General features: G+C 66.9%; 19 protein-coding genes. 10 read left to right on the top strand and 9 right to left on the bottom strand.

Annotated features, from left to right (window positions below; genetic code table 11):
- Positions 1-20: 20 nt before the first annotated feature.
- From ACZK2R_RS21135 to ACZK2R_RS21115, 5 genes are all read right to left on the bottom strand, one after another.
- Complete coding sequence (locus ACZK2R_RS21135) at positions 21-2,543, bottom strand: PepSY domain-containing protein (protein WP_478487645.1); 2,523 nt, start codon at positions 2,541-2,543, stop codon at positions 21-23.
- A gap of 626 nt (positions 2,544-3,169) precedes the next feature.
- On the bottom strand, positions 3,170-3,733 hold the full coding sequence (locus tag ACZK2R_RS21130; protein WP_180837439.1) for a TlpA family protein disulfide reductase: 564 nt from the start codon (positions 3,731-3,733) through the stop codon (positions 3,170-3,172).
- A complete protein-coding gene (locus tag ACZK2R_RS21125) occupies positions 3,730-6,114 on the bottom strand; it encodes a protein-disulfide reductase DsbD domain-containing protein (RefSeq protein ID WP_180837437.1) in 2,385 nt (794 codons plus the stop codon). Before ACZK2R_RS21125 ends, ACZK2R_RS21130 begins: the two co-directional genes overlap by 4 nt.
- Entirely contained in the window at positions 6,111-6,449 is a 339-nt protein-coding gene (cutA, locus tag ACZK2R_RS21120; protein WP_180837435.1) for a divalent-cation tolerance protein CutA, read from the bottom strand. Before cutA ends, ACZK2R_RS21125 begins: the two co-directional genes overlap by 4 nt.
- 68 nt (positions 6,450-6,517) lie before the next feature.
- A complete protein-coding gene (locus ACZK2R_RS21115) occupies positions 6,518-8,308 on the bottom strand; it encodes an endonuclease (protein WP_032130048.1) in 1,791 nt (596 codons plus the stop codon).
- A gap of 357 nt (positions 8,309-8,665) precedes the next feature.
- On the opposite strand from ACZK2R_RS21115, the gene ACZK2R_RS21110 reads away from it, so the two are divergent.
- Together ACZK2R_RS21110 and groL are read left to right on the top strand one after the other, a co-directional pair.
- On the top strand, positions 8,666-8,953 hold the full coding sequence (locus ACZK2R_RS21110) for a co-chaperone GroES (protein WP_006396661.1): 288 nt from the start codon (positions 8,666-8,668) through the stop codon (positions 8,951-8,953).
- 81 nt (positions 8,954-9,034) lie between these two features.
- Entirely contained in the window at positions 9,035-10,684 is a 1,650-nt protein-coding gene (groL, locus tag ACZK2R_RS21105) for a chaperonin GroEL (protein ID WP_014038666.1), read from the top strand.
- Positions 10,685-10,772: 88 nt separating this feature from the next.
- Here groL and ACZK2R_RS21100 read toward each other — a convergent pair whose 3' ends face one another.
- Positions 10,773-11,696: a LysR substrate-binding domain-containing protein gene (locus ACZK2R_RS21100; RefSeq protein ID WP_125892155.1), complete on the bottom strand. Its 924-nt coding sequence runs from the start codon at positions 11,694-11,696 to the stop codon at positions 10,773-10,775.
- A 245-nt stretch (positions 11,697-11,941) separates the two neighbouring features.
- Between ACZK2R_RS21100 and ACZK2R_RS21095 the strand changes: the two genes are divergently transcribed.
- The 8 genes from ACZK2R_RS21095 to ACZK2R_RS21060 all read left to right on the top strand — a co-directional run bounded on the left by ACZK2R_RS21095 (position 11,942) and on the right by ACZK2R_RS21060 (position 17,811).
- Positions 11,942-12,577, top strand: a complete 636-nt coding sequence (locus ACZK2R_RS21095) for a glutathione S-transferase family protein (RefSeq protein WP_032130046.1) — start codon at positions 11,942-11,944, stop codon at positions 12,575-12,577.
- Between the two features lie 13 nt (positions 12,578-12,590).
- Positions 12,591-13,619: an LLM class oxidoreductase gene (locus ACZK2R_RS21090; protein ID WP_125892159.1), complete on the top strand. Its 1,029-nt coding sequence runs from the start codon at positions 12,591-12,593 to the stop codon at positions 13,617-13,619.
- 55 nt (positions 13,620-13,674) lie between these two features.
- On the top strand, positions 13,675-14,175 hold the full coding sequence (locus ACZK2R_RS21085; protein ID WP_032130045.1) for a MarR family winged helix-turn-helix transcriptional regulator: 501 nt from the start codon (positions 13,675-13,677) through the stop codon (positions 14,173-14,175).
- Positions 14,172-14,915, top strand: coding sequence for a DNA alkylation repair protein (locus ACZK2R_RS21080; RefSeq protein ID WP_125892161.1), 744 nt, complete (start codon positions 14,172-14,174; stop codon positions 14,913-14,915). The genes ACZK2R_RS21085 and ACZK2R_RS21080 overlap by 4 nt, the downstream gene beginning before the upstream one ends.
- A gap of 54 nt (positions 14,916-14,969) precedes the next feature.
- A complete protein-coding gene (locus ACZK2R_RS21075; RefSeq protein ID WP_088027429.1) occupies positions 14,970-15,308 on the top strand; it encodes a DUF6616 family protein in 339 nt (112 codons plus the stop codon).
- 112 nt (positions 15,309-15,420) lie between these two features.
- On the top strand, positions 15,421-15,678 hold the full coding sequence (locus ACZK2R_RS21070; RefSeq protein ID WP_005414620.1) for a hypothetical protein: 258 nt from the start codon (positions 15,421-15,423) through the stop codon (positions 15,676-15,678).
- Positions 15,679-15,973: 295 nt separating this feature from the next.
- Positions 15,974-17,047 (top strand): 3-deoxy-7-phosphoheptulonate synthase, encoded by a 1,074-nt coding sequence (locus tag ACZK2R_RS21065; RefSeq protein WP_125892163.1) that lies wholly within the window; start codon positions 15,974-15,976, stop codon positions 17,045-17,047.
- 452 nt (positions 17,048-17,499) lie between these two features.
- Entirely contained in the window at positions 17,500-17,811 is a 312-nt protein-coding gene (locus ACZK2R_RS21060) for a DUF5076 domain-containing protein (protein WP_080356512.1), read from the top strand.
- Positions 17,812-17,854: 43 nt separating this feature from the next.
- Here the strand turns inward: ACZK2R_RS21060 and ACZK2R_RS21055 are convergent, their stop codons facing one another.
- Genes ACZK2R_RS21055 through ACZK2R_RS21045 form a run of 3 tightly spaced genes read right to left on the bottom strand, consistent with a single transcriptional unit; the run spans position 17,855 to position 25,151 of the window.
- Complete coding sequence (locus ACZK2R_RS21055) at positions 17,855-20,914, bottom strand: efflux RND transporter permease subunit (RefSeq protein WP_125892165.1); 3,060 nt, start codon at positions 20,912-20,914, stop codon at positions 17,855-17,857.
- On the bottom strand, positions 20,911-23,988 hold the full coding sequence (locus ACZK2R_RS21050) for a multidrug efflux RND transporter permease subunit (RefSeq protein WP_125892167.1): 3,078 nt from the start codon (positions 23,986-23,988) through the stop codon (positions 20,911-20,913). Before ACZK2R_RS21050 ends, ACZK2R_RS21055 begins: the two co-directional genes overlap by 4 nt.
- Positions 23,985-25,151, bottom strand: a complete 1,167-nt coding sequence (locus ACZK2R_RS21045; RefSeq protein ID WP_125892169.1) for an MdtA/MuxA family multidrug efflux RND transporter periplasmic adaptor subunit — start codon at positions 25,149-25,151, stop codon at positions 23,985-23,987. Before ACZK2R_RS21045 ends, ACZK2R_RS21050 begins: the two co-directional genes overlap by 4 nt.
- Between the last annotated feature and the right edge of the window lie 51 nt (positions 25,152-25,202).

The raw sequence follows: 25,202 nt of genomic DNA, 5'->3' as shown, positions 1-25,202 counted from the left end.
GCCGGCACTACCCTTGTGGCTCAGTACACGTCGCGCCGGTAGCGCCCGGTCTCCAGTAGCGTTTCCACAACCTCATCGCCCAGCGCAGCGCGCAGCACCTGGTCCACGCCTTCGGCCATGCCCTGCAGCGAGCCGCAGACATGAATCACCGCGCCACGCTGCATCCATTCGCGCAGCGCATCGGTGGCGGCATGCAGGCAATCCTGCACGTAACCACCTTCGCCATCGCGCGAGAACGCCAGGTCCACCCGCGCGAGATGGCCATCGGCCTGCCACGCTTCGATCTCGTCGGCGAACAGGAAGTCGTGCGCGCGCTGGCGCTCACCGAACAGCAGCCAGTGCCCGTGCTCGCCTGCATGGGCAGCTTCGCGCAACAGGCTGCGCAGACCCGCGATGCCGGTGCCATTGCCGATCAGCACCATCGGCACACCGCCAATGCGATGGAAACCGGGGTTGCGATGCACACGGGCCACGATGCTGGCACCGACCGGGGCATGCAGCGCCAGCCAGCCCGAGCCCAGCCCGGCTCGACCCGACAGGTCATGCACCAGGCGCACCACCAGTTCCACCACTTCATCACTCGTGGAGGAGGCGATGGAGTATTCGCGTCCGGGCAGCGTTGGCAATCCGGACAGCCACAGGCAGGCATCCTGCACCGCCAGCGCGGCGTCGGCCTCGGGCAGCTCGCGTTCACTGGCCAGCGCCAGCAGGGTGCGTGGGTGGCCGTCCACCAGCAGCGGCTGCAGCGGATCCAACCCCTGTGCCTTCAACACGGCGCTGGCGTGCCGTGCGTTGTGCCGGGGCGCGATATGCAGGATGTCGCCCGCCTGCCACTGCACGTCGGCCGGTGGCGCAAGACGGATGCGCCAGATGGCACCACCGATGCTGCCCGGATTGAGCCGGTCGCGGCCGAGCAGCCGCCACTCATGCATCTGCGTGGCCGCTGGCAGTACGCTGTCATCGGTGACGATGCCGGTCAGCGCGCCCAGCTGCAGCTGCCATTGGCGCAAGGCCGCTACCGAGGCGGCATCGACTTCGATGCGGTCGAACAACGGGCGCGCGCCGTTGCCGAGCAGCCAGCCATCAACCTGGCGACCGAAGCCGCAGTAGTGCGGGTACTGTCGGTCACCCAGCGCCAGCAGTCCAAACTGCAGGCCTGACAGGTCGAGTGTCTGTGCCATCAGCCGTCGTGCAGCGCCTCGCGCCGCATCCGGTGGCTCGCCGTCGCCGAAGGTGCTCAGTACCCACAGCACCTGCGCGGTGCGTGCCAGCTGCGCGGCATCGACGCGGGCCAGTGGCAGCACCTGCACCGCATGACCGGACGCCTGCAGCTGCGCGGCGGCGCGCCATGCCAGTTGTTCGCCCAGTCCACTCTGGCTGGCATGCACCACCAGCCACGGCGTACCACCGCCATCGGCAGGCGTTGCTGGCAGCGACTGGCGCAGGTCACGCGCGGCGCGCTGGCTGCGGCGGCGGTCCAGGTAGAGCATCCAGCCGGTGATGAAGAACAGGCTCATGCCCAGGCTGCTGAGCATCACCACGACACGCCCGGGCACGCCGAAGTAGCTGCCCGAGTGCAGCGCGAACACGCTGGTGGCCAGCTGCGCGCCGGCGCCCTGGCGCGCATAGGGGCGGGCATCGAGCGTGGCCCCCGTGCCTGGGTCCAGCTGCAGCAGATCATGCGCGCGGTCATGCTGGCCGCCGCGCTGCGACGGATCACCGGCCATCACCCGCACGTTCAGTGCCTGCCCCGGCTTCTCCGGCAGGCGCAGGTCGATGTAGCCGGTGCGCACGCCGGGCAGTGCGTACAGCGTGGCTTCGATGCGTTCCAGGTTCAGGGCGGCACCGGTGGCGACCTTGTGCTTGGCGGCCGGTGCGACGCCCAGCAGGGTGTTGGCGGCACTGCGATACCAGTCGAACGACCACCAGAGGCCGGTCAGCGCACTCATCAGGTAGATCAGCAGCACCCAGGTGCCGACCACCGAGTGCAGGCTCCACAGGAAGCCACGGCCGCTGCGTTTCCATTCCACCGCCAGCCAGCTGCGCCAGTGCCACCAGCGCCGCGGCCAGCGCAGGTAGAGCCCGGACAGGGTGAAGAACAGCAGCGCGATGGCACAACTGCCGGTGATCCATTTGCCGCGCTCGCCGGCGGCGAGGTGGCGATGCAGATCCTCGACGAAATCGAAGAACGCCTGCCCGCGCAGGGCGCTGAAGCGCTCGCCGGTGTACGGATCGAAGTAGACCCAGTGTTCCTTGCCACCGGCGAAGCGCGCCACCGAGGGCCGTTGCCCGGTGGCATCCACGCGCAGGCGTTGCAGGGGGCGATCACTGCCGGTCTGCAGCAGCGGCACCAGTTCGCTGAGTTCAAGCGGAAGCTGGCCGTCGGCATGGTGCTCGGCGATCTCGGCGAAGCCGGGATTGGCCGCCCGCAGCAGTTCATCCTCGAAGGACAGCACGGCGCCGCTGAGGCCCATCACGGCCAGCACGGCACCGGCGGTGATGCCCAGCAGCCAGTGCAGTTGGAACAGGACGTTCTTGAACATCGAAGGAGGAGGGCCTGGAAGGCTGCCGCCCGCATCCTGCGCAACAGCAAATGAGAATTAGTCGCGGAATTCTCCGTGGCGGACGGGCTACGGTCAAGGAGGGTTCTGTTGCAGGGCTTTGCAGCCCTGCACCCGCTACAAGCCGGAGCAACGTCAACGTCAAAAGCTGGCTTTCCGTGGGTTGGCGGGGTGGGTCCGGTTGAGGGGGACGCTGCAAGTACGTCCATGTAAGCTCGGTCGCCGCATCCATGCGGCTCACGCCCCCTCAACCGGACCCACCCCGCCTTCGACAGTTTCCTGCGATCTGTCGGAACGGCGTTCTGCTTTGGTAGGTGCCGACCGTTGGTCGGCACGGGGTCTGATTCCGTTCTGAATATCGATATCTGACAGATGTGTCGACCAAGGTCGACACCTACCAACAGCCGCGAAGATCTGTCAGAGGCGGGGCGGTGTCGGAGTGCGGGGTGTCAGCCGCATGGATGCGGCTGCCAAGCTTACAGGGACGTACTTGCAGCGTCCCCGCACTCCGACACCGCCCCGCCATCCCACGGAATGCCCGCTTTGGCTTTGGCTGTTGCCGTTGCATTGAGCAGGGTGCAGGGCTGCAAGCCCTGCAAAAAACACCCTCACTTCACCCAGCTGTCGATCTCGCCGTGGGCGAACGGCCCCAGCTTCGCCTTCACCAGCCGGCCCTGTGCATCGAACAGCACGCTGTAGGGCAGCAGGCCCTGCGTATTGCCCAGCTGCACGCTGGCATCGCGTGGCCCGGGTGTCTCGATCACGATCGGGTAATCCACCGGTACCCGCTGCAGGAAACCGCGCACGTCTTCCGGCGTATCCAGCGCCAGGCCAAGAACCTGCACACCGTTATCGCCCTGGGTATGGGCAAAGCGTGCCAGCTCCGGCATCTCTTCCACGCAGGGGGCACACCAGCTGGCCCAGACGTTGATCAGCAGCGGGCGGCCGGCAGCGTGCTGGCGCAGGTCCAGCGGTTGGCCTTCAAGATCGGGCAGCGACAGCGCGGGCAGGCTGTCGCCGACCTGCAGGGCGGGTGCCACCGTCGCCACCGCAGGCGCCGCTGGCATGGCCTCAGGCGCAGCCGGCGCGGGAGCCAATCGATGCCCGGCCCACAGGCCGAGGCCGGCGGCCAGCACCGCTGTCCACAGCAGCGCTGGCCGTTGCCACTTCATCGTGCGGTGCGCAGCAGCGCTTCCTCGACCACCGCCTGGGTCAGCAGGGTCGGCAGCACGGTCGGCGGTGCGCCGGGGCCGTACACCACGTACAGCGGCACGCCCACGGCCTTGTGCTCTTCCAGGAACGTGGTGATCTGCGGATCGACGTTGGTGTAGTCACCGCGCATGTACACCGCGTTGGTGCGCTTCAGCAGTTCCTTGAACTCTGGGCGCGACAGCACGGCGCGCTCGTTGGCCTTGCAGCTCACGCACCAGTCGGCGGTCATGTTCACGAACACCACGCGGTTGTCGGCGCGCAGGCGATCCAGCAGCTGCGGCGAGTATTCGACCACGTTGTCAGTGGCCGCCTGTGCGGCACGCGCCGGCGCTGCCAGCTGGGTCACGCCCCAGGCCGGAACCAGTGCACCGATCGCCAGCAGCACGCCGAGTAGGGTGACGGCGCGCGAGCCGGTCCAGCGGTTGCGTTCAAACAGCCACAGACCGAAGGCCAGCAGCAGCAGGCCACCCAGTACCAGCGCCATGCCGTCCACGCCGCGCTGCTTGCCCAGCACCCACAGCAGCCACAGCACGGTGGCATACATCGGGAAGGCCAGCACGTGCTTGAGCGTTTCCATCCACGGGCCCGGCTTGGGCAGGCGGCGCGCCAGCGCCGGCACGAAGCCGATCAGCAGGAACGGCAGCGCCAGGCCCAGGCCGAGGAACAGGAACACGGTCATCGCCTTCAGCGGCGGGGCAATGAACGCGTAGGCAATCGCGCCGCCCATGAACGGGCCGACGCAGGCACTGCCGACCACGCAGGCCAGCGCACCGGTGAAGAAATCACCGGCCGGGCCACTGCGGCTGGCCAGCGACTGGCCGAGGTTGCCAATGCCGCCGCCCAGTGTGAACACGCCGGACAGGCTCAGGCCCACCGCGAACATGATGTAGGCCAGCGCCGCCACCACGCCCGGGTGCTGCAGCTGGAAGCCGATGCCGACGGCGTTGCCGATCGCGCGCAGGCCAACCATCAACGCACCGATCACCGCGAACGCGACCAGTACGCCCAGCGTGTACCAGAGGGCATGGCTGCGCGCGCGCTGCGGGCTTTCGCCGCTCTGCGCCAGGCTCAGGACCTTCAGCGACAGGATCGGCAGCACGCAGGGCATCAGGTTCAGTACCAGGCCACCGGCAAGGGCCAGCAGCAGGACCCATACGAACGAACGGTCCGGATTCGGCGTGGTCACCGGCGGTCGCGTGCGCAGCGCGTTGTCGCCCTGTGCATCGGCGGCGAACTCACGGCTGGCGGTGCCGTCACCTGCTGCAGCAGGGGCCGTTGCATCCGTATTGGGCACGGTTGGCAGCAGGCGCAGCGGCGCGCCGTTGGCGGCTTCGCGTGGTGCGCCGCTGGCAGCAGGCAGCGGGCTGATCACCTCATTGCGCGGTGGCGCCTGGTCGGCACTGCTGCTGACCTTGCCGGCCGGAATGGACAGCTTCACCCGGCGGGTCATCGGCGGGTAGCAGATGCCATCGGTCTGGCAACCCTGGAAGGTCACCACCAGAGTGCTGTCGACCGCATCGGCGATGGAGCGGCGCAGCGGCAGCGGCACTTCCACCTGGTTGAAGTACACCGAGACATCGCCGAAGTGTTCGTCGCGATGCGACTGTGCGGCAGGCCAGCGCAGCTTGTCGGCCAGCACCCCGGTGCTGCCGTCCAGCTTCACCGAAGTGCGGTCGCGATACAGGTAGTAGCCCGGCGCCGGGCTGAAGCGCAGCAGCAGGGTATTGCCGTCGCTGGCGATGGCGTCGAAGCCGAACGCCTGCTCCGACGGCAGCGGCAGCGCCTGGCTGTTGCTGGCCGCGCCCGGCAGGCGCAGGCCACCGCTGTTGCCGGCACCGGCCAGCGGGTTGTTGAACGGGCTTGCGGCACCGGCACGCGCGGCAGGCACCGCGGCCGCCGCACCGGCGCCCGGCAGGGTGACCTGCACCACGCGCTTCTGCGGCGGGTAGCAGACACCGGCATCGGCGCAGCCCTGGTAACGCACTTCCAGGCTGATGGTGCCGGCGGCGTCGGTCGGCGTGCCGGGCAGGGTGGCCTGCAGGCGTTCGCGATAGGTTTCGACTTCGCCGAAGAAATCGTCGTGGTGCTTGTCGCCCTTGGGCATCTGCAGCGCGCCGGCATTGAAGGCCGGATCCGCCTTGACGCTGGTGCGGTGGCGATACAGGTAGTAGCCCGGCGCGATCTTGAACTGCAGCTGCACCTGGCCGCGTTCGGGGGCGGTCGCTGTCAGCGCGAACGCCTGGTCCACCGGCAGCAGGTCCTTCTCATCCAGCGCGAAGGCCGGCAGCGAGAGCCACAACAGGGCGCACAGGGCGGCGCCACGCGCAAACAAAGTCTTCAATCAGTGTCCTCCCGGGTCTGTGCCCGGATCCAGTCCAGATACGCCGGCAGGCCGGCCCGGGTTTCGACCGCGATGCACTCCGGGAGTTCATACGGATGCAGTTCGACGATCCGGGCGATTGCGTCATCGACGCGGCTCGCGGTGGTCTTCACCAGCAGCTGCAGTTCGGTGTCGGTAGTGACCTCGCCCTGCCAGCGGTAGGTCGACTGCGCGCCCTCCAGCCGTGTGACGCACGCGGCCAGGCGCTCGCCAACAAGCGCGTGCGCGATGCGCTCGGCACTGGCCCGGTCCGGGCAGGTGGTCAACAGCAGCAGGACGGGATCGATGGTCGACATGACCGTCGAGTATAGGGCCGCCGCCGGGTCAGGGCCCGGCGGCGGCAGTGGACCGCTGCGTTGCGCGGTCAGTTGGCCAGCTGGCAGGAGGCCGGCTTGGCCGAGGTGAACAGGCCAGGGGTCGCCCACTCGGGGTGGTCGATGAACGGGTTGCGGTTGCCCTGGAAGCTGTAGATCACGTCGTTGCGGGCACGCTCGGCATCATCCGGCGGATCGGACAGGTGCCAGTCGATCAGCGTCGAGAGCAGGCCCATGTAGGCCGGCGAACTGCTGGTCTTGACGATCCTGCTGCGGTCGTCGGTCAGCTCCAGGTCCGGCTCGGACTGGCCGGTGGCCGCATCCTTGCCGCCCTCGTAGCGGATCGCCATGTACATCACCGCACGCGCCATGTCGCCCTTGCGCTTGCCCCACACCTCGAAGGTGCCGGTGTTGCCGTCCGGCGTGCGCACCCAGTTGGAGTTGCCCGGGTAGCCGCCGCTGCCGCCGCCCTGGCCGTTGTTGGCCTCGGTGGCGCGTTCGCCGCAGTTGGCGTCGCACTTGCCGAATGGCTTGTTGCCACGGTCGGCGTTCCACTGCGCGTCGGTCAGGTACAGCATGTGGGTGTCGGTGTACGGCGCGTACGGCAGGCCCTTGTCGCCGGTGGTGCTGGCAAAGCCCAGCGAGTTCGGCCAGGTGTGCTCGCGGTTGTACTTCAGGCCGCCGCCGCTGCCGGCGCGGTCGGTCACCTTGGCGTAGCTGCGGTTGCGGTACGCATCCAGGATCCTGCCGCTGTTGTTCGGATCCTCGTCGGCGATTTCCAGGATGGTCCAGGTGCTGGTGCCCGAGCCGCTGTACGGGTAGGCGGTGTGGCCCTTGATGGTGGCGTGCAGCGAGCAGCGTAGCTGGCTGGGGCTGCTGGTATTGACCTTGGAGTAGTAACCGGCCGGCACGCCCGGGTTGCCCGGGTCCGGATTGCCGCCGGTGCTGGCCACGGTGAAGGCGATGCGGCTGTCGGCGGCCGGGTGTGCGCCCTGCAGGTCGGTGATGCGCGCGGCGCGGATGTCGAAGCGGCAGGCTTCACCGGCCACCAGCGCGGTGTTGGTGGACAGCTTCACGCTGCGGCCGCTGGCCGGGTAGGTCAGCGGCACGCTGCCGGAGGTGCCGCAGCTCAGGGCGAAGGCGCCGCTGGCCAGGTTCACCGTCTCGCTGAACACCACTTCCAGGTCGGCGGCGGCCGGGAAGGTGCTGCTGCCCTGGGCCGGGGTGGTGGTGGAGACCGACGGCGGCGTGTTCGGGCCCGGGGTGCCACCCCCGCTGAAGGTCTGGCCGTTGTTGCAGCTGCCAAACGTCTGCTTGGCCGATTCGGCCCAGGTGAAGTGGGCGTACTGGCTGCCGCTGCCGGTCAGCTGCAGCGAGGTGCCCGGGGCCGTGCTGTTGGTCTCGGCCACCGGAATGTTCTGGCTGGTCATGCCGGCGGCAGGGCCACCGGAGGCGGTGATGGCGCCCTCGTAGCTGAGGAACTGGACCACCTTGCCGCTGGCATCGACCAGGGCGATGCCGTCGTTCGGGCCGTTCTGCAGGCCGTTGGTCGGGTAGCTGACCACGGCCAGGGTGGCGCTGCCGCAACCCGCGGCGGTGCCGGCCGGGACCGGATTGTTGGCGTAGACCGTGGCGGCCGAAGGATTGCTGCCGTTGTAGAGATAGAGGCGGTAGCCGGACAGGTCCTCGCCCGCGGTAGCGACCACTTCGATGGCTTCGCCGACGTCACCGGCGGCGGTGCTGTCGTCGTAGTGCAGTTCGTTGATGAAGACCTCGGCCTGGGCCGGCGCGGCGGCCAGCGCCAGCAGGCAGGCGGCGGCAAGCGGGGACAGCAATCGCATCGACTACTCCTTGTGATTGGGAATGCGCGGCCGAGCCTAAGGCCGATCCAGTGACACTTTGTCGTAAATGAACGTCAGATATCTGACAGTGCGACGCGAGTCACCAAAAGTCGAGGATTCCAGAGACAGGGTTGCCGCGTTGCACCGGCATCCAGGCCTTCACATGGGCGCAGATCGAGTGGGCCCGGGGCAGTGAAATTTTTTCCGCGAGCGGCCTTGAAAGGTCCGGGGCCAGCTCCATCTCTGTCCTGCTCCCGATCCATCGGGCTTTTTCGCGAGCAATGCTGGCAGTCACCTGGGGTGAGTGCTAACATCGCCAGACTTTTTCAGACCAATCAATAACTTAAGAGGTCTCTCATGAGCATCAAGCCGCTGCACGACCGCGTTGTGGTCAAGCCGATCGAAGCCGACGAAATCTCCGCCGGTGGCATCGTCATTCCGGATTCGGCCAAGGAAAAGTCCACCAAGGGTGAAGTCGTGGCCGTCGGCCCGGGCAAGCCGCTGGACAACGGCAGCGTGCGCGCGCCGTCGCTGAAGGTCGGCGACAAGGTCATCTACGGCCAGTACGCCGGCAGCTCGTACAAGAGCGAAGGCGTCGAGTACAAGGTCCTGCGCGAAGACGACGTGCTCGCCGTCATCGGCTGAGCCTCGGCGCGACCTGCTTTTCTGTAAGACATCCCCTTTCGTCGCCGGGCCCGGCCCGGTGCAAACATCGAGGTAATCGCAATGGCTGCCAAGGATATTCGTTTCGGTGAAGACGCCCGTTCGCGCATGGTGCGCGGCGTCAACGTTCTCGCCAATGCCGTCAAGGCCACCCTGGGCCCGAAGGGCCGCAACGTCGTGCTGGAAAAGAGCTTCGGCGCGCCGACCATCACCAAGGACGGCGTGTCCGTCGCCAAGGAAATCGAACTGGCTGACAAGTTCGAGAACATGGGCGCGCAGATGGTGAAGGAAGTTGCTTCGCGCACCAACGACGACGCCGGCGACGGCACCACCACCGCCACCGTGCTGGCCCAGGCCCTGATCCGCGAAGGCGCCAAGGCCGTTGCCGCCGGCATGAACCCGATGGACCTCAAGCGTGGTATCGACAAGGCCGTCGTGGCCGCCGTTGCCGAGCTGAAGACCATCTCCAAGCCGACCGCCGACGACAAGGCGATTGCCCAGGTCGGTACCATCTCGGCCAACTCGGACGAGTCGATCGGCCAGATCATCGCTGACGCGATGAAGGAAGTCGGCAAGGAAGGCGTGATCACCGTTGAAGAAGGCTCGGGCCTGGACAACGAGCTGGACGTGGTCAAGGGCATGCAGTTCGACCGCGGCTACCTGTCCCCGTACTTCATCAACAACCAGCAGTCGCAGACCGCTGACCTGGATGACCCGTTCATCCTGTTGCACGACAAGAAGATCTCCAACGTCCGTGACCTGCTGCCGGTGCTGGAAGGCGTCGCCAAGGCCGGCAAGCCGCTGCTGATCGTTGCCGAAGAAGTTGAAGGCGAAGCGCTGGCGACCCTGGTGGTCAACACCATCCGTGGCATCGTCAAGGTCGTGGCCGTCAAGGCTCCGGGCTTCGGCGACCGTCGCAAGGCGATGCTGGAAGACATGGCCGTGCTGACCGGCGGCACCGTGATCTCCGAAGAAGTGGGCCTGTCGCTGGAAAAGGCCACCATCAAGGACCTGGGCCGCGCCAAGAAGGTGCAGGTCTCCAAGGAAAACACCACCATCATCGATGGCGTGGGTGACAAGGCTGCCGTCGACGCACGCGTCGGCCAGATCAAGACCCAGATCCAGGACACCTCCTCGGATTACGACCGCGAGAAGCTGCAGGAACGCGTGGCCAAGCTGGCCGGTGGCGTTGCCGTGATCAAGGTCGGTGCTTCGACCGAAATCGAAATGAAGGAAAAGAAGGATCGCGTCGACGACGCCCTGCACGCTACCCGTGCAGCCGTTGAAGAAGGCGTGGTCCCGGGCGGCGGCGTGGCCCTGGTCCGTGCGGTCACCGCACTGGCCGGCCTGAAGGGTGCCAACGAAGACCAGAACCACGGCATCCAGATCGCCCTGCGCGCGATGGAAGCCCCGTTGCGCGAAATCGTGGCCAACGCCGGTGAAGAACCGTCGGTCATCATCAACAAGGTCAAGGAAGGCACCGGCAGCTTCGGCTACAACGCCGCCACCGGCGAGTTCGGTGACATGCTGCAGTTCGGCATCCTGGACCCGACCAAGGTGACCCGTTCGGCGCTGCAGAACGCAGCTTCGATCGCTGGCCTGATGATCACCACCGAAGCCATGGTTGCCGAAGCTCCGAAGAAGGACGAGCCGGCCATGGGTGGCGCCGGTGGCATGGGCGGCATGGGTGGCATGGGCGGCATGGACTTCTAAGTCCCCACGTTCGCCCCGCAATGAAAAACCCCGCCGCAAGGCGGGGTTTTTTTGTGGCCGGCCGCAACGGCATCGCTTTCCGAGCGGCTCATCCTGCGTCCTGCAGGGTGTGTGTGCCTGCTTCCTGCGGCGTCATCAATGCTGCATGCAACCAGGTCATGAAAGCAGGTATCGCCGCGTTGGCCTCGCCGTCCGCACGCGTCACCGCGTAGTAGGCGAAGGCCTGTGGCCAGGGCTGGTCGATCACCACCTGCAGCCGGCCATTGGCGAGTTCTTCGGCCGCGTGGATGTCGCGCACCAGGGCGATGCCTTGCCCGGCCACCGCCGCGCGGATCAGCAACAGGTCGTCATCGAACGCAGGGCCGCGCTCCAGTCGTTCATCGACGGGCAGATCCAGTGCCTGGAACCACAGCCGCCAGTCGCTGCGGTCGGCGTCCTGCAGCAGCGGCAGCTGCAGGCAATCCTGTACCGAGCTGACCGTCGGTGCGCCGGCCAACAATGCTGGACTGGCCACCGGCAGCAGTACCGGCGCCAGAAGATGCTCGGCATGCAGGCCAGGGTAGCGGCCCAGTCCATGACGGATCGCGATGTCCACGCCGTCGCGGCGCAGGTCGACCAACGCCGCGCTCGAGTCCAGCTGCACGTCCACCTGCGGATGCAACGCACTGAACCCGCCCAGTCGCGGCGCCAACCACTGTGCGGCGAAGCTCGGTGCCGCGCTGATGCGTAGCGTGCACCGTGTTTCCCAGCGTTCGAGTGTCTGCAGGCTCTGTGCGATCTGATCGAAGGCCTGCAGCAGCTCCGGATACACGCGCGCGCCGGCTGCACTGAGCACCACGCCATGCCGGGTGCGGTCGAACAGGCTCACGCCCAGCCGCTCCTGCAGCTGTCGAAGCTGCTGGCTGATTGCACCAGGTGTCACCCCCATCGCATCGGCGGCGGCGGTCAGGCTGCCATGTCGGCCGGTTTCAACGAAGGCCCGCAGGCCCAGCAGCGGCAGCACCGCACCCATCTCAACTCTCCTGTAACCGCGTCGGCACGCGCCGCGCTGCGACAGCATATCGACCGCACTGCAGGCTGTCGCGCGCGCGTCGCGCACGTTGAGCCCCGCTCAACTCCCCGTGCAGAAGACATCGTTTCCCCGCGACGCAGGCCTTTCCTAGACTGCCTGCACGGCTGCTGCAGCGCCCGTTCCCGCATCGCCCGGCCACCTTCAACGGCCGATGCATGCCGTCGCTCCCTGCGTCCAGGATTCCCATGAACGAACCTTCGCTGCACCTGTACTCCGACAGTTCTCCCAATGGCTTCAAGGCCACCATCGCACTGGAAGAACTGGGTCTTCCCTATCACCTTCACCACGTCCACATCGCCGATGGTGAACATCGCCATCCCGACTTCCTGCGGCTCAACCCGCATGGCCGCATTCCCGTGCTGGAAGATCGCGCGCGCGGCATCGTTGTCTTCGAGTCGGCGGCGATCCTGATGTACCTGGCCGAACAGGGCAATGCGTTGCTGCCTTCCGAACCGGCTGCGCGCTGGGAGACGCTGACCTGGCTGATGTTCCATGCCGCCAGCGTCGGCCCGATCCTCGGCCAGCGCGTGCACTTCGAGCATTTCGCACAACAGCCCGATTCCGCGGCAATCGAACGCTACCGCCGCCTGAGCGACGAGCTGTTCGGCGTACTCGACCAGCGCCTGCAGGGACGCGAGTGGTTGGCTGGCGATCACTACTCGATTGCCGACATCGCCCACTTCGGCTGGCTGCACATCGCCCGCATCATCGACATCGATTTGTCGCGGCATCGCCATCTGGATGCGTGGTACGCACGGGTTGCCGCACGCCCTGCGGTACAGCGCGGCGTGCAGCTGCCCGAGCCGGCCACCGGACCGTAAGGAGGCGACGCATATGAACGATACCATTGCAGTGCCGGGCGCGTCGGCGCCGGTCTTTGCCACGCACCCGGGCTACCAGCGCATGTTCCGCGCCGACGCGCTGACCCTGGGCATCTACCTGCCGCTGCGCTTCTACCAGGGCGACATGGCCGTGCTGCAGGGCCAGGCGCGGCTGGTGGAGGAGATCGACCGCCATGGCTTCGCTGCGGTATGGGTGCGTGACGTACCGCTGTTCGATCCGTTGTTCGGCGATGCGGGGCAGCTGTTCGATCCATTCACCTACCTTGCGTGGCTGGCAGCGCGCACACAGCGGGTGGCCCTGGCCACCGGCAGCGTGGTGCTGCCACTGCGCCATCCGATCGATCTGGCCAAGGCCGCGGCGTCGATCGATCAGCTGTCCGGTGGGCGGCTGGTGATGGGTGTGGCGTCCGGTGATCGACCGCTGGAGTTTCCGGCCTATGGACTGGAGCACGCGGCGCGCGGAGAGCGTTTTGCCACCGCAATGAACGAGATGCGCCGTTGGCTGCAACCGGGCACGGATGGGCGGATGACACATGCCGGTGCCGAGCAGGGCGTGCAGTTGCTGCCGCCCACGGTCAGTGGCCGCGTTCCGCTGATCGTCACCGGTGGCGCACGCCAGCCACTGGAATGGATCGGCCAGCATGCCGATGGCTGGCTGACCTACCCAGAGGCCACCCATGACAACGCTGGTCCGCAGCGGCTGGCCGCGAAGATCGGCGCCTGGCGCGCGCTGATTCCGGACGGCGGCTTCCGTCCGCACATGACCAACGAATGGATCGACCTGGTGGATGATCCGGATCATCCACGCATGCCGCTGCGGGGTGGCTTCACCCTGCGCACCGGCCGCAAGGGTCTGATCGATCTGCTGCAGGCCTGGCAGCGGGCCGGCGTCAACCATGCCGCACTGGGGATCCAGTTCGCCGAGCGGCCTGCCGGCGAGGTGCTGCAGGAGCTGGCCGAGGAGGTACTGCCGTTGTTCCCGTCGCATCCCGGGCCGGCGGCGAAGGTGATGGACTGGTAGCCACGCCGAAGGGGATGGCATATGATTAGGCGCCTAATCATATGCTCATCACGAGATGATCGAAGCCAAGCACCATGCCCTGATGGATGAGGCGCAGCGACGCGGCCACGCCAACGTCGCGCAGCTGCGCCTGTGCTTCCAGCTGCTCTCGTTGTCGTCGTCCATCGACCACGATTGCGCCACCCGGCTGGCGCCACACGGGCTCAGTGAGGGTCGCTTCATCGTGCTGTTCCTGCTGCATGGGGCCGGTGGCACGTTGTCGCCCCACGAGCTGGCCGAACGCGCAGGCGTGACCCGCGCCACCATCAGCGGCCTGCTCGATGGCCTGCAGCGCGAAGAACTGCTGCAGCGTCGCAGCGATGCTGAGGATGGCCGTCGCCTGCAGATCGTATTGACCGCACGGGGAAAACGCTTGGCCGAGACACTGTTTGACCAGCACACACAGTGGATCGGTGGCCTGTTCAATGGTCTGGATACCGATGAACAGCAGCAGCTGTCGCGGTTGCTGCACAAGGTCTGGCAGCACACCGATGCTGGACGAGAGTCTGCAGCATGAGCCCGGCGATTGCGGCGCAACGCCTGCATGAACTCAACACCGGTCGCGTTGCCACCACCCATCTGGCCGAATGCCTGGCAGTGGATTTCGCCGCGTTGCTGCAGGTGGTGGCGCCTGCGCCTGCACCGGAAGCGCTGCAACGCATGCGTGATGCCTCAGGCAAGAAGGGCATCACGCTGCGCATGGCCCTGGCCGCGCAACTGCTGCGTGAGGCGGGGCAGGGTGCGCCTGAGTTCTGGCAGGATCACAGCTCCGATACCGTGCGTGGCTGGGCCTGCTATCTGGTCGGCAGCGATGCCCGCGCAACGTTGGCAGAGAAGCTGCAGCAGATGCGCACGCTGGCCGATGACCCACACTTCGGTGTGCGCGAATGGGCGTGGCTGGCGCTACGCACGGACATCGTTGCCGCGCCGATGCAGGCGCTTGAGTACCTGCAACCCTGGACACAGGAAACATCGCCGTACCTGCGCCGCTTTGCCTGTGAAGCGCTGCGCCCACGCGGTGTCTGGGCCACGCATATCGCACTGTTCAAGCAGCATCCGGAACTTGCGTTACCCATGTTGGAAGCACTGGCTGACGACCCGGAGCGCTATGTGCAGGATTCGGTCGGCAACTGGCTCAATGACGCCGGCAAGACTCAGCCGCAGTGGCTGCGCGAGCTGTGCACGCGTTGGCAGCACGAGCGCCACAGCGACGCCAACGCCTACATCCGCAAACGCGCACTGCGCTCGTTCCGGTAGTGCCGGCCGCTGGCCGGCAACCCCGCAACCTCGTAAACCTCAAGGAAGAACCTCATGTCCCATACCTTCATCGAGCTCTACACCGCCACACCTGCCTGGACCACACTCCCACCCGAGCAGCGGAATGCCTTCTTCGCCCGTATTGGCGCCGGCATGCAGCAGTTCGATCCAGCCCGCATCACGCCGCTGGCGATGGGCCGCATTGCCACGGGCGTACCGCACGGCAGCGATGAGCAGTTCTATGCGGTCTGGCGCTGTGCAAGCCGCGAGGAGGTCGATGCGCTGGTGGCCGGCATCGCCGCGACCGGCTGGCATGCGTACTTCACCACCACCCATGCGGTAGGCGCGATGGACAGCATGGCCCAGCACCTGGCCGACCTGGCCGCCCTGTAGCGGGGCGGCAGACGCCGGCAGATCCCGGGCCTCGGCATGGGAGGCACATGCGCCTGTCACCCAGACACGGTAAACAGTGCATTGCCCATGTCCATCCGCAGGGAAGTTGATCATGCAGAGCACGCTCCAGGTCACGCTGTTCGGCCCTCTTGGCGACAGCCCGGCGTTGCAGTTGCCGGGCCTGGAGGGGCCGTCGGTGGCCATCCCGGAATCGGCCCTGCGGCGGTTGGTTTCCGACCTCTACACCGCGCGTTCCCTGCTCAACCCTGAGCAGCTGGACGAAGCCCGGCAGGAACTGGATCGCGTGCTGGAGCGCTGGGCCGACATCCACGAAGGCCTGCTGCTGGACGTGGAAGTGCATGGCAAATGAGCAACTTCGCGTGGCTGCCGCCGCGTAGGCATGGCTGGTGCGCACCTCGCTGAACCGCGTCCCCAGTTGCGGATGAAACATTTTGCACTGCGCAAAAGCTGTGTTATCAATAGATCCCATGAACGCAGCCGCCACCCGCTTTTACTGGTATTACTTTCCGAAGCCACTGGCGGAGGAAGGACTGCGCTCACCCTGAAGAAAGCTTCAGACGCATTCCCGAAAGCCGCCAGCGAACCTGGCGGCTTTTTTCATGCCGCCACGCTGGGGACCCCCAACGTTCCGGAGATCTCCTGCAATGCCCCCGCACACCGACGACCTGCGTATCCGCACCATCGAACCGCTGACACCGCCCGCCCAGCTGCTGGCGATGCTGCCCTGTGACGATGAAGCCTCCGACACCGTCAGCGCCTCGCGCGCGGCCCTGCACCAGATCCTGCATGACCGTGACGACCGCCTGGCGGTGGTGGTTGGCCCGTGCTCGATCCACGACCCGAAGGCCGCCATCGAGTACGCCCAGCGCCTGAAGCCGCTGCGTGACGCGCTGGCCGGAGAACTGGAAATCGTCATGCGCGTGTACTTCGAGAAGCCGCGCACCACGGTGGGCTGGAAGGGCCTGATCAACGACCCGGACCTGGACGGCAGCTTCAGGATCGACAAGGGCCTGCGCATCGCCCGCGGCCTGCTGCGCGACATCAACAAACTCGGCCTGCCGGCCGGTGTCGAATTCCTCGACGTGATCTCGCCGCAGTACATCGCCGACCTGGTGGCATGGGGCGCGATCGGCGCACGCACTACCGAAAGCCAGGTGCATCGCGAGCTGGCGTCGGGGCTGTCGTGCCCGGTCGGCTTCAAGAACGGCACCGATGGCAACGTGAAGATCGCCGCTGACGCGGTGGGTGCCGCGTCCAATCCGCATCACTTCCTGTCGGTCACCAAGCAGGGCGGTACCGCCATCGTGTCGACCACCGGCAACCCGGATTGCCATGTGATCCTGCGCGGCGGCAAGCAGCCGAACTACGACGCAGGCAGTGTTGCTGAGGCCTGCCAGGTGCTGGCCAAGGCGAAGCTGCCGACGCGTCTGATGATCGACGCCAGCCATGCCAACAGCCTGAAGAACCCGGAGAACCAGCCGAAGGTGATCGACGACATCGCCGTTCAGCTGGAAGACGGCGAGCAGCGCATCGTTGGCGTGATGATCGAGAGCCATCTGGTCGGTGGCCGCCAGGAACTGGTGGAAGGCCAGCCGCTGATCTACGGGCAGAGCATCACCGATGGCTGCATCGACTGGGACACCACCGTCACGGTGCTGGAGCGACTGGCTGCGGCCGTGCGCGCCCGTCGCGACGTGAAGGTGTCCGAAGCAGCTTGATGGAAGCCGCCTGAGTGCGGCACGTGTGTGGATGGCGGCCAGCGCCTGCGGGGGTGCGGCCGCGATCAGGGCCGGTCGGAGTTGGAGACCGGCCCATCTGCACCGGCGATGCGCCTGGCGCTGCGCATGAGCGACAGCGCCAGGTACATCGCCGGGGTGGCAGTAGATCCACGCCATGCGTGGACGATTCGCCGTCCCCGGCAATGACGGCTACGACCCGCTGGAGGCCACATTTGTCGCGGGCCCGTCGGGTCGCACCCGGCACGCCAAGTGGTCCAGTCCGCACAGTGCGATGATCCGCCTTGGACACGTAGAGTCGAGCTTGCTCGACTGCGGAAAAACGTGCACCAACGGCAGTCGAGCAAGCTCGACTCTACTCAAGGTCCGCAGTAGATCCACGCCATGCATGGATGTGGGCCACAATGCGATCACTTCTCCTTGCGGCTGCCGCCATGAAAGAACTGATCATCCCTGAAGCTGCCCAACGCGACGAATCTTCGGTCGAGATGATTCGCGTGTGGATCGCTGAGCGCGGGCTGCATGCATCATTGAAAGTGGGGCTGTACGAGGATCGCCCCGACATCCGCGAAGAACGTGCCTGGGGGCGAATTCTTGCCGACGTTGCCCAGCACGTTGCCGACGCGCTGGTGACCAGTGAGGGCATGGACCGTGACGTGGTGGTCGAGGCCATCAAGGCAGCCTTCAACGAGGAGCTGCAGGCGCCATCCAGCGGCCGGTCCGGCGGGTTCGTCGTGCGGCATTGACGGTAGATCCACGCCACGCGTGGATGAATTCCCCGCCCCACATTCACCGCTTCGCCCGAATCCTCGCCAAGGCCAGATACATCGCCGGGGTCGTGTACAGCGTCAGCCACTGGCTGACCAGCAAGCCGCCGACAATCGCAATGCCCAGCGGTTGCCGCAGCTCCCAGCCTTCGCCGTTGGCCAGCATCAGCGGCAGCGTGCCGAGCAGCGCCGCCAGCGAGGTCATCAGGATCGGCCGCAGGCGCAACCGCGCGGCTTCCATCACTGAATCCTGCGCGCTCAGCCCGCGCCGCTCGCCGGCCAGTGCGAAATCCACCAGCAGGATGGTGTTCTTCATCACCACGCCCACCAGCAGGAACAGGCCGAGCAGGGCGATCAGGTTCAGTTCGTTGCCGAACAGCCACAGCGCCAGCAGCGCGCCGACACCGGCCGAAGGCAGGGTGGACAGGATCACCAGTGGCTGCAGGAAGCTCTCGTAGAGGATGCCCAGCACCAGGTAGACCGCCAGCGTGGCGCCCAGCACCAGCCACAACTGGCGCGAACGGAGCTGCTCCAGGCCGCCGGCTTCGCCGGACAGTTTTCCCTGTACCGACCGTGGCAGCATCAGTTTCGCCATCGCACCATCGATCGCCTGCGTGGCCTGTTCCAGGCCCACCCCCGGTGCCAGCGCGAACTCGATCCAGATCGAGGCGAACTGCTCGCTGTGGTACACCCGGTCCGGTGCCATGCCATAGCGCCAGCTGGCGATGCTCGACAGCGGAATGCGCTGGCCGTTGCCATCGATCACCTGCAGGCGTGACAGCGTGCCCGGGTCCTGGGTGTGCTTCGGGTCCAACTCCATCACCACGCGGTACTGGTTGAGGCTGTCGTACAGCGTGGCGACCTGGCGCTGGCTGAAGGAGTTGTTGAGCATGTTGGCCACCGTGCGCAGGTCGACGCCGTGGCGCGCGGCTGCTTCGCGGTCGATATCCAGCACCACCTGGCGCATGCCCGCTTCACCCTGTGCTTCCACGTCCACCAGTTCGGGCAGGCCACGCAGCGCGGCCGCCACCTTCGGCGCCCATTCGCGCAGTGGTGCTGTATCGGCCGACAGCAGCTGGAACTCGTACTTGCCGCTGCTGCCGGCGCCCTCCAGGCGGATGTCCTGGTCCACCCACAGATAGAGATTGCCGCCGGGCAGCTTGGGCAGCCGCGCGCGCAGGCGGTCGATCACCTGTTGGCTGGACACCTTGCGCTCGGCCAGCGGCTTCATCTTGATCATGATGAAGGCGTTGTTGACCCCGTTGCTGCCACCGATGTAGCCGATGATGTCCTCGATGGCCGGATCGGACAGCAACAGCTTCCTGTACGCGTCGATCTTCGGTTGCATGGCCTGGAAGGACAGGCCGTCATCGCCGCGCGCGAAGCCGCGCAGCTGCGCGGTGTCCTGCTTGGGCACGATGCCCTTGGGCACCTGCTGGAACAGCCACGTGTTAAGCGCGATGACTGCAACGAAGGCCAGCAACGGCCAGCGCAGCCGGCGCAGGCTGGCCTGAAGCGTGCGCAGGTAGGCGCTGCGCACACGTTCGAACAGCGCATTGCTGCCCCGCTGCCAGCGCGAGGGTTGCTGCGCGGCATCCACGAACAATCGTGCACACAGCATCGGCACCAGGCTCAGCGCGACCAGCACGGAGACCGTCATGGCCGCCACCAGGGTCAACGAGAATTCGCGGAACAGGCGTTCGACGAAGTCGTCCAGGAACAGGATGGAGACGAACACCACGGCCAGTGCAACGTTCATCGACAGCAGCGTGGCACCGACTTCCGATGCACCCCGTACTGCCGCCTGCCAGCGGTCGGCGCCCAGTTCGCGATGGCGGGCGATGTTCTCCAGCACCACGATGGCATCGTCCACCACCAGCACGGCGGCGACGATCAGCGCCATCAATGAAAGCGTATTGAGTGAGAAGCCCATCAGCGCGATCAGCGCCAGCGTGCCGAACAGCACCACCGGAATGGCCACGCTGGGCACCAACGCTGCACGCCAGTGGCCGAGGAAGCCGAGCACCACCAGCACCACCAGCACGATCGCCAGCACCAGCGTGAGCTCTGCTTCGTGCAGGGTGGCGCGGATCACCGGCGAGCGGTCCATCACCAGCCGCATGTCCACGCTGGAGGGCAACAGCGCATGCAGTTGCGGTAGCTGCGCCTGGATGGCATCAACGGTGGCGATGATGTTGGCGCCGGGTTGGCGGCTGACGATCAGCAGCACGGCGGGGCGTTCGTTGTGGAAGCCGCTGGCGTAACGGTCTTCCACGCCATCGGCAACGGCGGCGACATCGCCCAGCCGCAGCGTGCGGTCGTCGCTGACCTTCAATGCCAGTTCGCGGTACTGCGCGGCCTGGCGCAGCTGCAGCGGCGCTTCCAGCTGCCACTGCTGGCGGTCATCGCCCACGGCACCCAGCGGGCGCATGGCGTTGGCGCGGCCGATGGCCTGGGCCACGTCCTCCAGTGCCAGGCCTGCATGGTTCAGTGCATTCGGGTCCAGCGATACACGCACGGCGGGCAAGGCGCTGCCGCCCACCTGCACTTCGCCCACGCCCGGCACCTGCGACAGCTTCTGCGCCAGCACGGTGGAGGCCAGGTCATACAGCTGGCCTGGCGAACGCGTGTCCGAGGTCAGTGCCAGCGCCAGGATCGGTGCCTGTGAGGGATTGACCTTGCGGTACTGCGGCATGCCGGGCATGCCACTGGGCAACTGTCCGCGTGCAAGATTGATGGCGGCCTGCACTTCACGCGCTGCCTCATCGATGTCGCGGCCGAGTACGAACTTCAGTTCGATCTGGGTCTGGCCCTGGGTGCTGGCCGAGTCGATGCGTGAGATGCCGGGCAGGCTGCCCAGTGCGCGCTCCAGCGGCGTGGCGACGGTGGCTGCCATCGACTCGGGCGAGGTGCCGGGCAGGCTGGCACTGACTTCAATGGCCGGGTAATCGACCTGTGGCAGCGGCGCCACCGGCAACAGGCGCAATGCCAGCAGGCCGGCCAGCACCAGCGCCACCGCCAGCAGGATCGTCGCTACCGGGCGCTGCACGCAGGCCTGCGCCAGGCGCGCGATGGGGGTCACGCGCTCGCCTCGTCAACGGCCACCGGGGACGTCGCACGGCCACGCTGCAGGCGATCAAAGGCCAGGTAGATCACCGGCGTGGTGAACAGGGTCAGTACCTGGCTGACCAGCAGCCCCCCTACCATCACCCAGCCCAGTGGCTGCCGCAGCTCGGCGCCGGAACCGCTGGCCAGCATCAGCGGCACTGCGCCGAACAGCGCGGCCAGCGTGGTCATCAGGATCGGCCGGAAGCGCAGCAGCGCGGCCTGATGGATCGCCTCGCGCGGTGACATGCCGCGTGTGCGCTGCGCGTCCAGCGCGAAGTCGATCATCATGATCGCGTTCTTCTTCACCAGGCCGATCAGCAGCACGATGCCGATCACCGCGATCAGGTCCAGGCTGCGTCCGCTTACCCACAGTGCCGCCAACGCACCGACGGTGGCCGAGGGCAGGGTGGAGAGGATGGTGATGGGGTGGATGAAGCTCTCGTAGAGCACGCCCAGCACGATGTACATCACCACCACCGCGGCCAGGATCAGCCACAGTGTGGACGACAGCGAGCTGCTGAAGGCCGCTGCGGCACCCTGCAGGCGAAGTTCGATGCTCTGCGGCAGGTTCACCTGTGCGCGCGCGGCGTGCACAGCCTCCACCGCTTCGCCCAGCGAAGCACCCGGGGCAAGGTTGAACGACAGCGTGGCCGCCGGGAACTGGCCGACATGGTTGCGCAGCAGGGCGGTCGGGCCCAGATCCACGCGTGCCACCGCACCCAGCGGCACGGTCTGCCCACTGCTGCTGCGCACACGCAGGCCCGTGATCGCCTCCGGCCCGGGCTGTCGTGAAGGATCGGCCTCCAGCACCACCCGGTACTGGCTGGCCTGGGTGAAGATGGTCGAAATCTGGCGCTGCCCATAGGCGTCGTACAGCGCATCGGCTACTGCTTCCACGCTTACGCCCAGGCGCGCCGCCGCATCGCGGTCGATCGCCACGCGCGCCTGCCGGCCCTGCATCTGCAGATCGCTGGCGACATCGCGCAGTGCAGGTTGCTGGCGTAGCGCCTGCAGCAGCTTCGGGGTCCAGCGTTCCAGTGTTTCAAGATCCGGCGTGGTCAGGGTGAACTGGTACTGGGTGCGGCTGATGCGGTCTTCGATGCCCAGCTCCTGTACCGGCTGCAGGTACAGGGTGATGCCGGGGATCTTCGACACGCGCTGTTGCAGGCGCGCCATCACTACGGCGGCGCTATCGCGGTCGCCGTGCGGTTTCAGCTCGATCAGCAGGCGGCCGGTATTGAGCGTGGCGTTGTTGCCGTCCACGCCGATGTAGGACGACACGCTGGCCACCGCCTGGTCGGCTTCGATGGCCGCCGCCAGTGCCTGCTGGCGCTCGCGCATGGCCTGGAACGAGATCGCCTGCGGCGCTTCGCTGATGCCCTGCACCAGGCCGGCATCCTGCACCGGGAAGAAACCCTTGGGCACGGCGAAGTACAGCGCCACGGTCAGTGCGAGGGTGGCAACGGTGGCCAGCAACATCAGCGGCTGGCGCTGCAGCACCCAGCGCAGCTGGCGGTCGTAGAGGCCGATGACGCGGTCGAAGACATCGGGCGCATGTGCAGTCTTCGCGTGCGGCTTCAGGAACCGCGCGCACAGCATCGGCGTCAGCGTCAGCGAGACCACCAGCGAAATGCCGATGGCTACCGCCAGTGTCACTGCGAACTCATGGAACAGTGCACCCACCAGGTCGGCCATGAACAGCAGCGGGATCAGCACCGCGATCAGCGAAACAGTCAGCGACACCAGGGTGAAGCCGATCTCGGCTGCGCCTTTCAGCGCTGCATCGCGGGGGCTTTCGCCTTCCTCCAGATGGCGGGCGATGTTCTCCAGCATCACGATGGCGTCGTCCACCACGAAGCCGGTGGCGATGGTCAGCGCCATCAGCGTGAGGTTGTTGAGCGAATAGCCGGCCAGCAGCATGACCGCGAAGGTGCCGATGAGCGACAGCGGCACCGCGACGCTGGGAATGAGCGTGGCCGGCAGATTGCGCAGGAACACCCAGGTGACGAGCACCACCAGGCCGATGGCCAGTACCAGTTCTTTCTGCACGCCGCGCACCGACGCGCGGATCGATTCGGTACGGTCGCTCAGTACATTCATCTGCACGCCGGCGGGCAGCGTGGCCTGCAGCTGCGGCAGCAGCGTACGCACCTGCTCGACCACGGCGATCACGTTGGCGCCGGGCTGGCGCTGGATGTTCACCAGTACTGCCGGCGTGGTACCGCTCCACGCAGCCAACTGGCGGTTCTCGGCGCCATCGGTAATGGTGGCTACATCGCCCAGCCGCAGCGGCGCGCCGTCGCGCCAGGCCAGTACCAGGGCGCGGTACTCATCCACGCTGCGCATCTGATCGTTGGCATCGAGCATCACCGCGCGGATCGGGCCGTCGAAACTACCCTTGGGCAGGTTGACGTTGGCGGCGGCGATGGCGGTGCGGATGTGGTCCATGCCCAGGTTGTTGGCGGCAAGCGCCGCCGGATTGACCTGGATGCGCACCGCCGGGCGCTGGCCCCCGGCCAGGCTGACCAGGCCGACGCCGGGCAACTGCGCCAGGCGCTGGGCGATGCGCGTATCCACCAGATCGTGCACCTGCGGCAGCGACAGTCCTTGCGAGGTCACCGCCAGTGTCAGGATCGGGGTGTCGGCCGGGTTGACCTTGCGGTACACCGGCGGCACAGGCAGGTCCCCGGGCAGGAAGCTGCCCGCCGCGTTGATGGCGGCCTGCACGTCCTGCTCGGCCACACCCAGCGACACCTCCAGCCCGAATTGCAGGGTGATGACCGAGGCGCCACCGGAACTGGTCGACGACAGTTGTTTCAGGCCGGGAATCTGGCCGAGCTGGCGCTCCAGCGGTGCGGTGATGGTGCGTGTGGTCAGTTCGGGGCTGGCCCCCGGATACAGCGTGGTGATCTGGATGATCGGGTAATCGACCTGCGGCAGCGCCGCCACCGGCAGCAGGCGATAGGCCAGCACGCCGGACAGCAGCAGCGCCACCATCAGGAGAGTCGTTGCGACCGGGCGCAGGATGAACGGGCGCGAGAGGTTCATGCGCCGGCCTTGGTCGCGGCCTCCTCGGTGATGATCTCCACCGCCGTGCCGTCTTCCAGCCCGTCGATGCCTTCGATCACCACCTTGTCCCCTGCGGCCAGCCCGGAGCGCACGGCCACGCGTCCATCATCGGCTGGACCGAGCACCACGGTGCGGCGTTGTGCCTTGCTGTCCTTGTCGACGATATGCACGTAGTTGCCCTGGCTGCCGAACTGCACGGCGGCATCGGGAATCAGCAGCGCGGGCTGCTCGCCCAGCTGCAGGCGGACGTTGACGAACTGGTTGGGGAACAGCGCCAGATCGTGGTTGTCGAAGTGCGCACGCAGTTTCAACGTGCCGGTGGTGGTATCGATGCGGTTGTCGACGCTGGACAGCGAGCCGCGGGCCAGCTGCCGGCGTTCTTCGCGGTCCCAGGTTTCCACCGCCAGTGCCGGTTGCGCCTGCACGGCATCGAGCAGCGCAGGCAGCTCGGGTTCGGGCACGGTGAACAGCACGCTGATCGGCGCGGTCTGCGCCAGCGTCACCAGGCCTTCGGCATCGCTGGCGCGCACCAGGTTGCCCACGTCCAACCGGCGCAGCCCGACGCGGCCACTGACCGGCGCGGTGATGCGGGTGTACTGCAGCTGCAGGCGCGCTTCATCAACAGACGCCTGATCGCTGAGGCGGCGGCCCTGCAGCTGGCGCACCTTGCTCTGCTGGTCGCTCAGTTCCTGCCCGGACACGTAGTTCTGCTTCTGCAGTTCGCGGTAGCGCTGCAGCTGGCGTTCTGCGTTCTCCAGCTCGGCCAGGTTCTGTTGCTGCGTGCCCTGGGCCTGTGCCAGCTTCACCTCATACGGGCGCGGGTCGATCTGCGCCAGCAGGTCGCCGGCCTTCACCTGCTGGCCTTCCTGGAAATGCAGCCGCAGCAGTTCGCCATCCACGCGGCTGCGTACCACCACGCTGTGCAGCGGGGTGACCGTACCGACCGCCTTCAGGCGCAGCACCAGCGGCTCGGCGCTGGCGCGGGCGATGCGCACGGGCACCGTCTTGCCGGGTGCATCGTCGCTGCTGCCGGCACCATTCCGGGACCACAGCCACCACGCCAGAAGGGCGGCGAGGGCGATGGCCAGCACCGCCCACAACAGGCGGGCACGACGGAAGCGGGAATTTTCGGCGACAGACATGGGGCATCCTGCGCCCTGCGCGCGCAGGGACATGCGGGCCCGTCGGCGCGT

The organism is Stenotrophomonas sp. 96582_Sma (assembly GCF_056480905.1).
The sequence above is the reverse complement of the archived record's forward strand: the minus strand, read 5'-3'. Positions and strand labels throughout refer to the sequence as shown.

Excerpts from the sequence above, each read along its gene's own strand:
- ACZK2R_RS21085 (WP_032130045.1), top strand. The coding sequence starts at position 13,675 with ATGATCGAAGCCAAGCACCATGCCCTGATGGATGAGGCGCAGCGACGC.
- ACZK2R_RS21100 (WP_125892155.1), bottom strand. The coding sequence starts at position 11,696 with ATGGGTGCGGTGCTGCCGCTGCTGGGCCTGCGGGCCTTCGTTGAAACC.
- ACZK2R_RS21075 (WP_088027429.1), top strand. The coding sequence starts at position 14,970 with ATGTCCCATACCTTCATCGAGCTCTACACCGCCACACCTGCCTGGACC.
- ACZK2R_RS21135 (WP_478487645.1), bottom strand. The coding sequence starts at position 2,543 with ATGTTCAAGAACGTCCTGTTCCAACTGCACTGGCTGCTGGGCATCACC.
- groL (WP_014038666.1), top strand. The coding sequence starts at position 9,035 with ATGGCTGCCAAGGATATTCGTTTCGGTGAAGACGCCCGTTCGCGCATG.
- ACZK2R_RS21050 (WP_125892167.1), bottom strand. The coding sequence starts at position 23,988 with ATGAACCTCTCGCGCCCGTTCATCCTGCGCCCGGTCGCAACGACTCTC.
- ACZK2R_RS21070 (WP_005414620.1), top strand. The coding sequence starts at position 15,421 with ATGCAGAGCACGCTCCAGGTCACGCTGTTCGGCCCTCTTGGCGACAGC.
- cutA (WP_180837435.1), bottom strand. The coding sequence starts at position 6,449 with ATGTCGACCATCGATCCCGTCCTGCTGCTGTTGACCACCTGCCCGGAC.
- ACZK2R_RS21060 (WP_080356512.1), top strand. The coding sequence starts at position 17,500 with ATGAAAGAACTGATCATCCCTGAAGCTGCCCAACGCGACGAATCTTCG.
- ACZK2R_RS21130 (WP_180837439.1), bottom strand. The coding sequence starts at position 3,733 with ATGAAGTGGCAACGGCCAGCGCTGCTGTGGACAGCGGTGCTGGCCGCC.
- ACZK2R_RS21065 (WP_125892163.1), top strand. The coding sequence starts at position 15,974 with ATGCCCCCGCACACCGACGACCTGCGTATCCGCACCATCGAACCGCTG.
- ACZK2R_RS21090 (WP_125892159.1), top strand. The coding sequence starts at position 12,591 with ATGAACGATACCATTGCAGTGCCGGGCGCGTCGGCGCCGGTCTTTGCC.
- ACZK2R_RS21115 (WP_032130048.1), bottom strand. The coding sequence starts at position 8,308 with ATGCGATTGCTGTCCCCGCTTGCCGCCGCCTGCCTGCTGGCGCTGGCC.
- ACZK2R_RS21110 (WP_006396661.1), top strand. The coding sequence starts at position 8,666 with ATGAGCATCAAGCCGCTGCACGACCGCGTTGTGGTCAAGCCGATCGAA.
- ACZK2R_RS21095 (WP_032130046.1), top strand. The coding sequence starts at position 11,942 with ATGAACGAACCTTCGCTGCACCTGTACTCCGACAGTTCTCCCAATGGC.
- ACZK2R_RS21080 (WP_125892161.1), top strand. The coding sequence starts at position 14,172 with ATGAGCCCGGCGATTGCGGCGCAACGCCTGCATGAACTCAACACCGGT.
- ACZK2R_RS21045 (WP_125892169.1), bottom strand. The coding sequence starts at position 25,151 with ATGTCTGTCGCCGAAAATTCCCGCTTCCGTCGTGCCCGCCTGTTGTGG.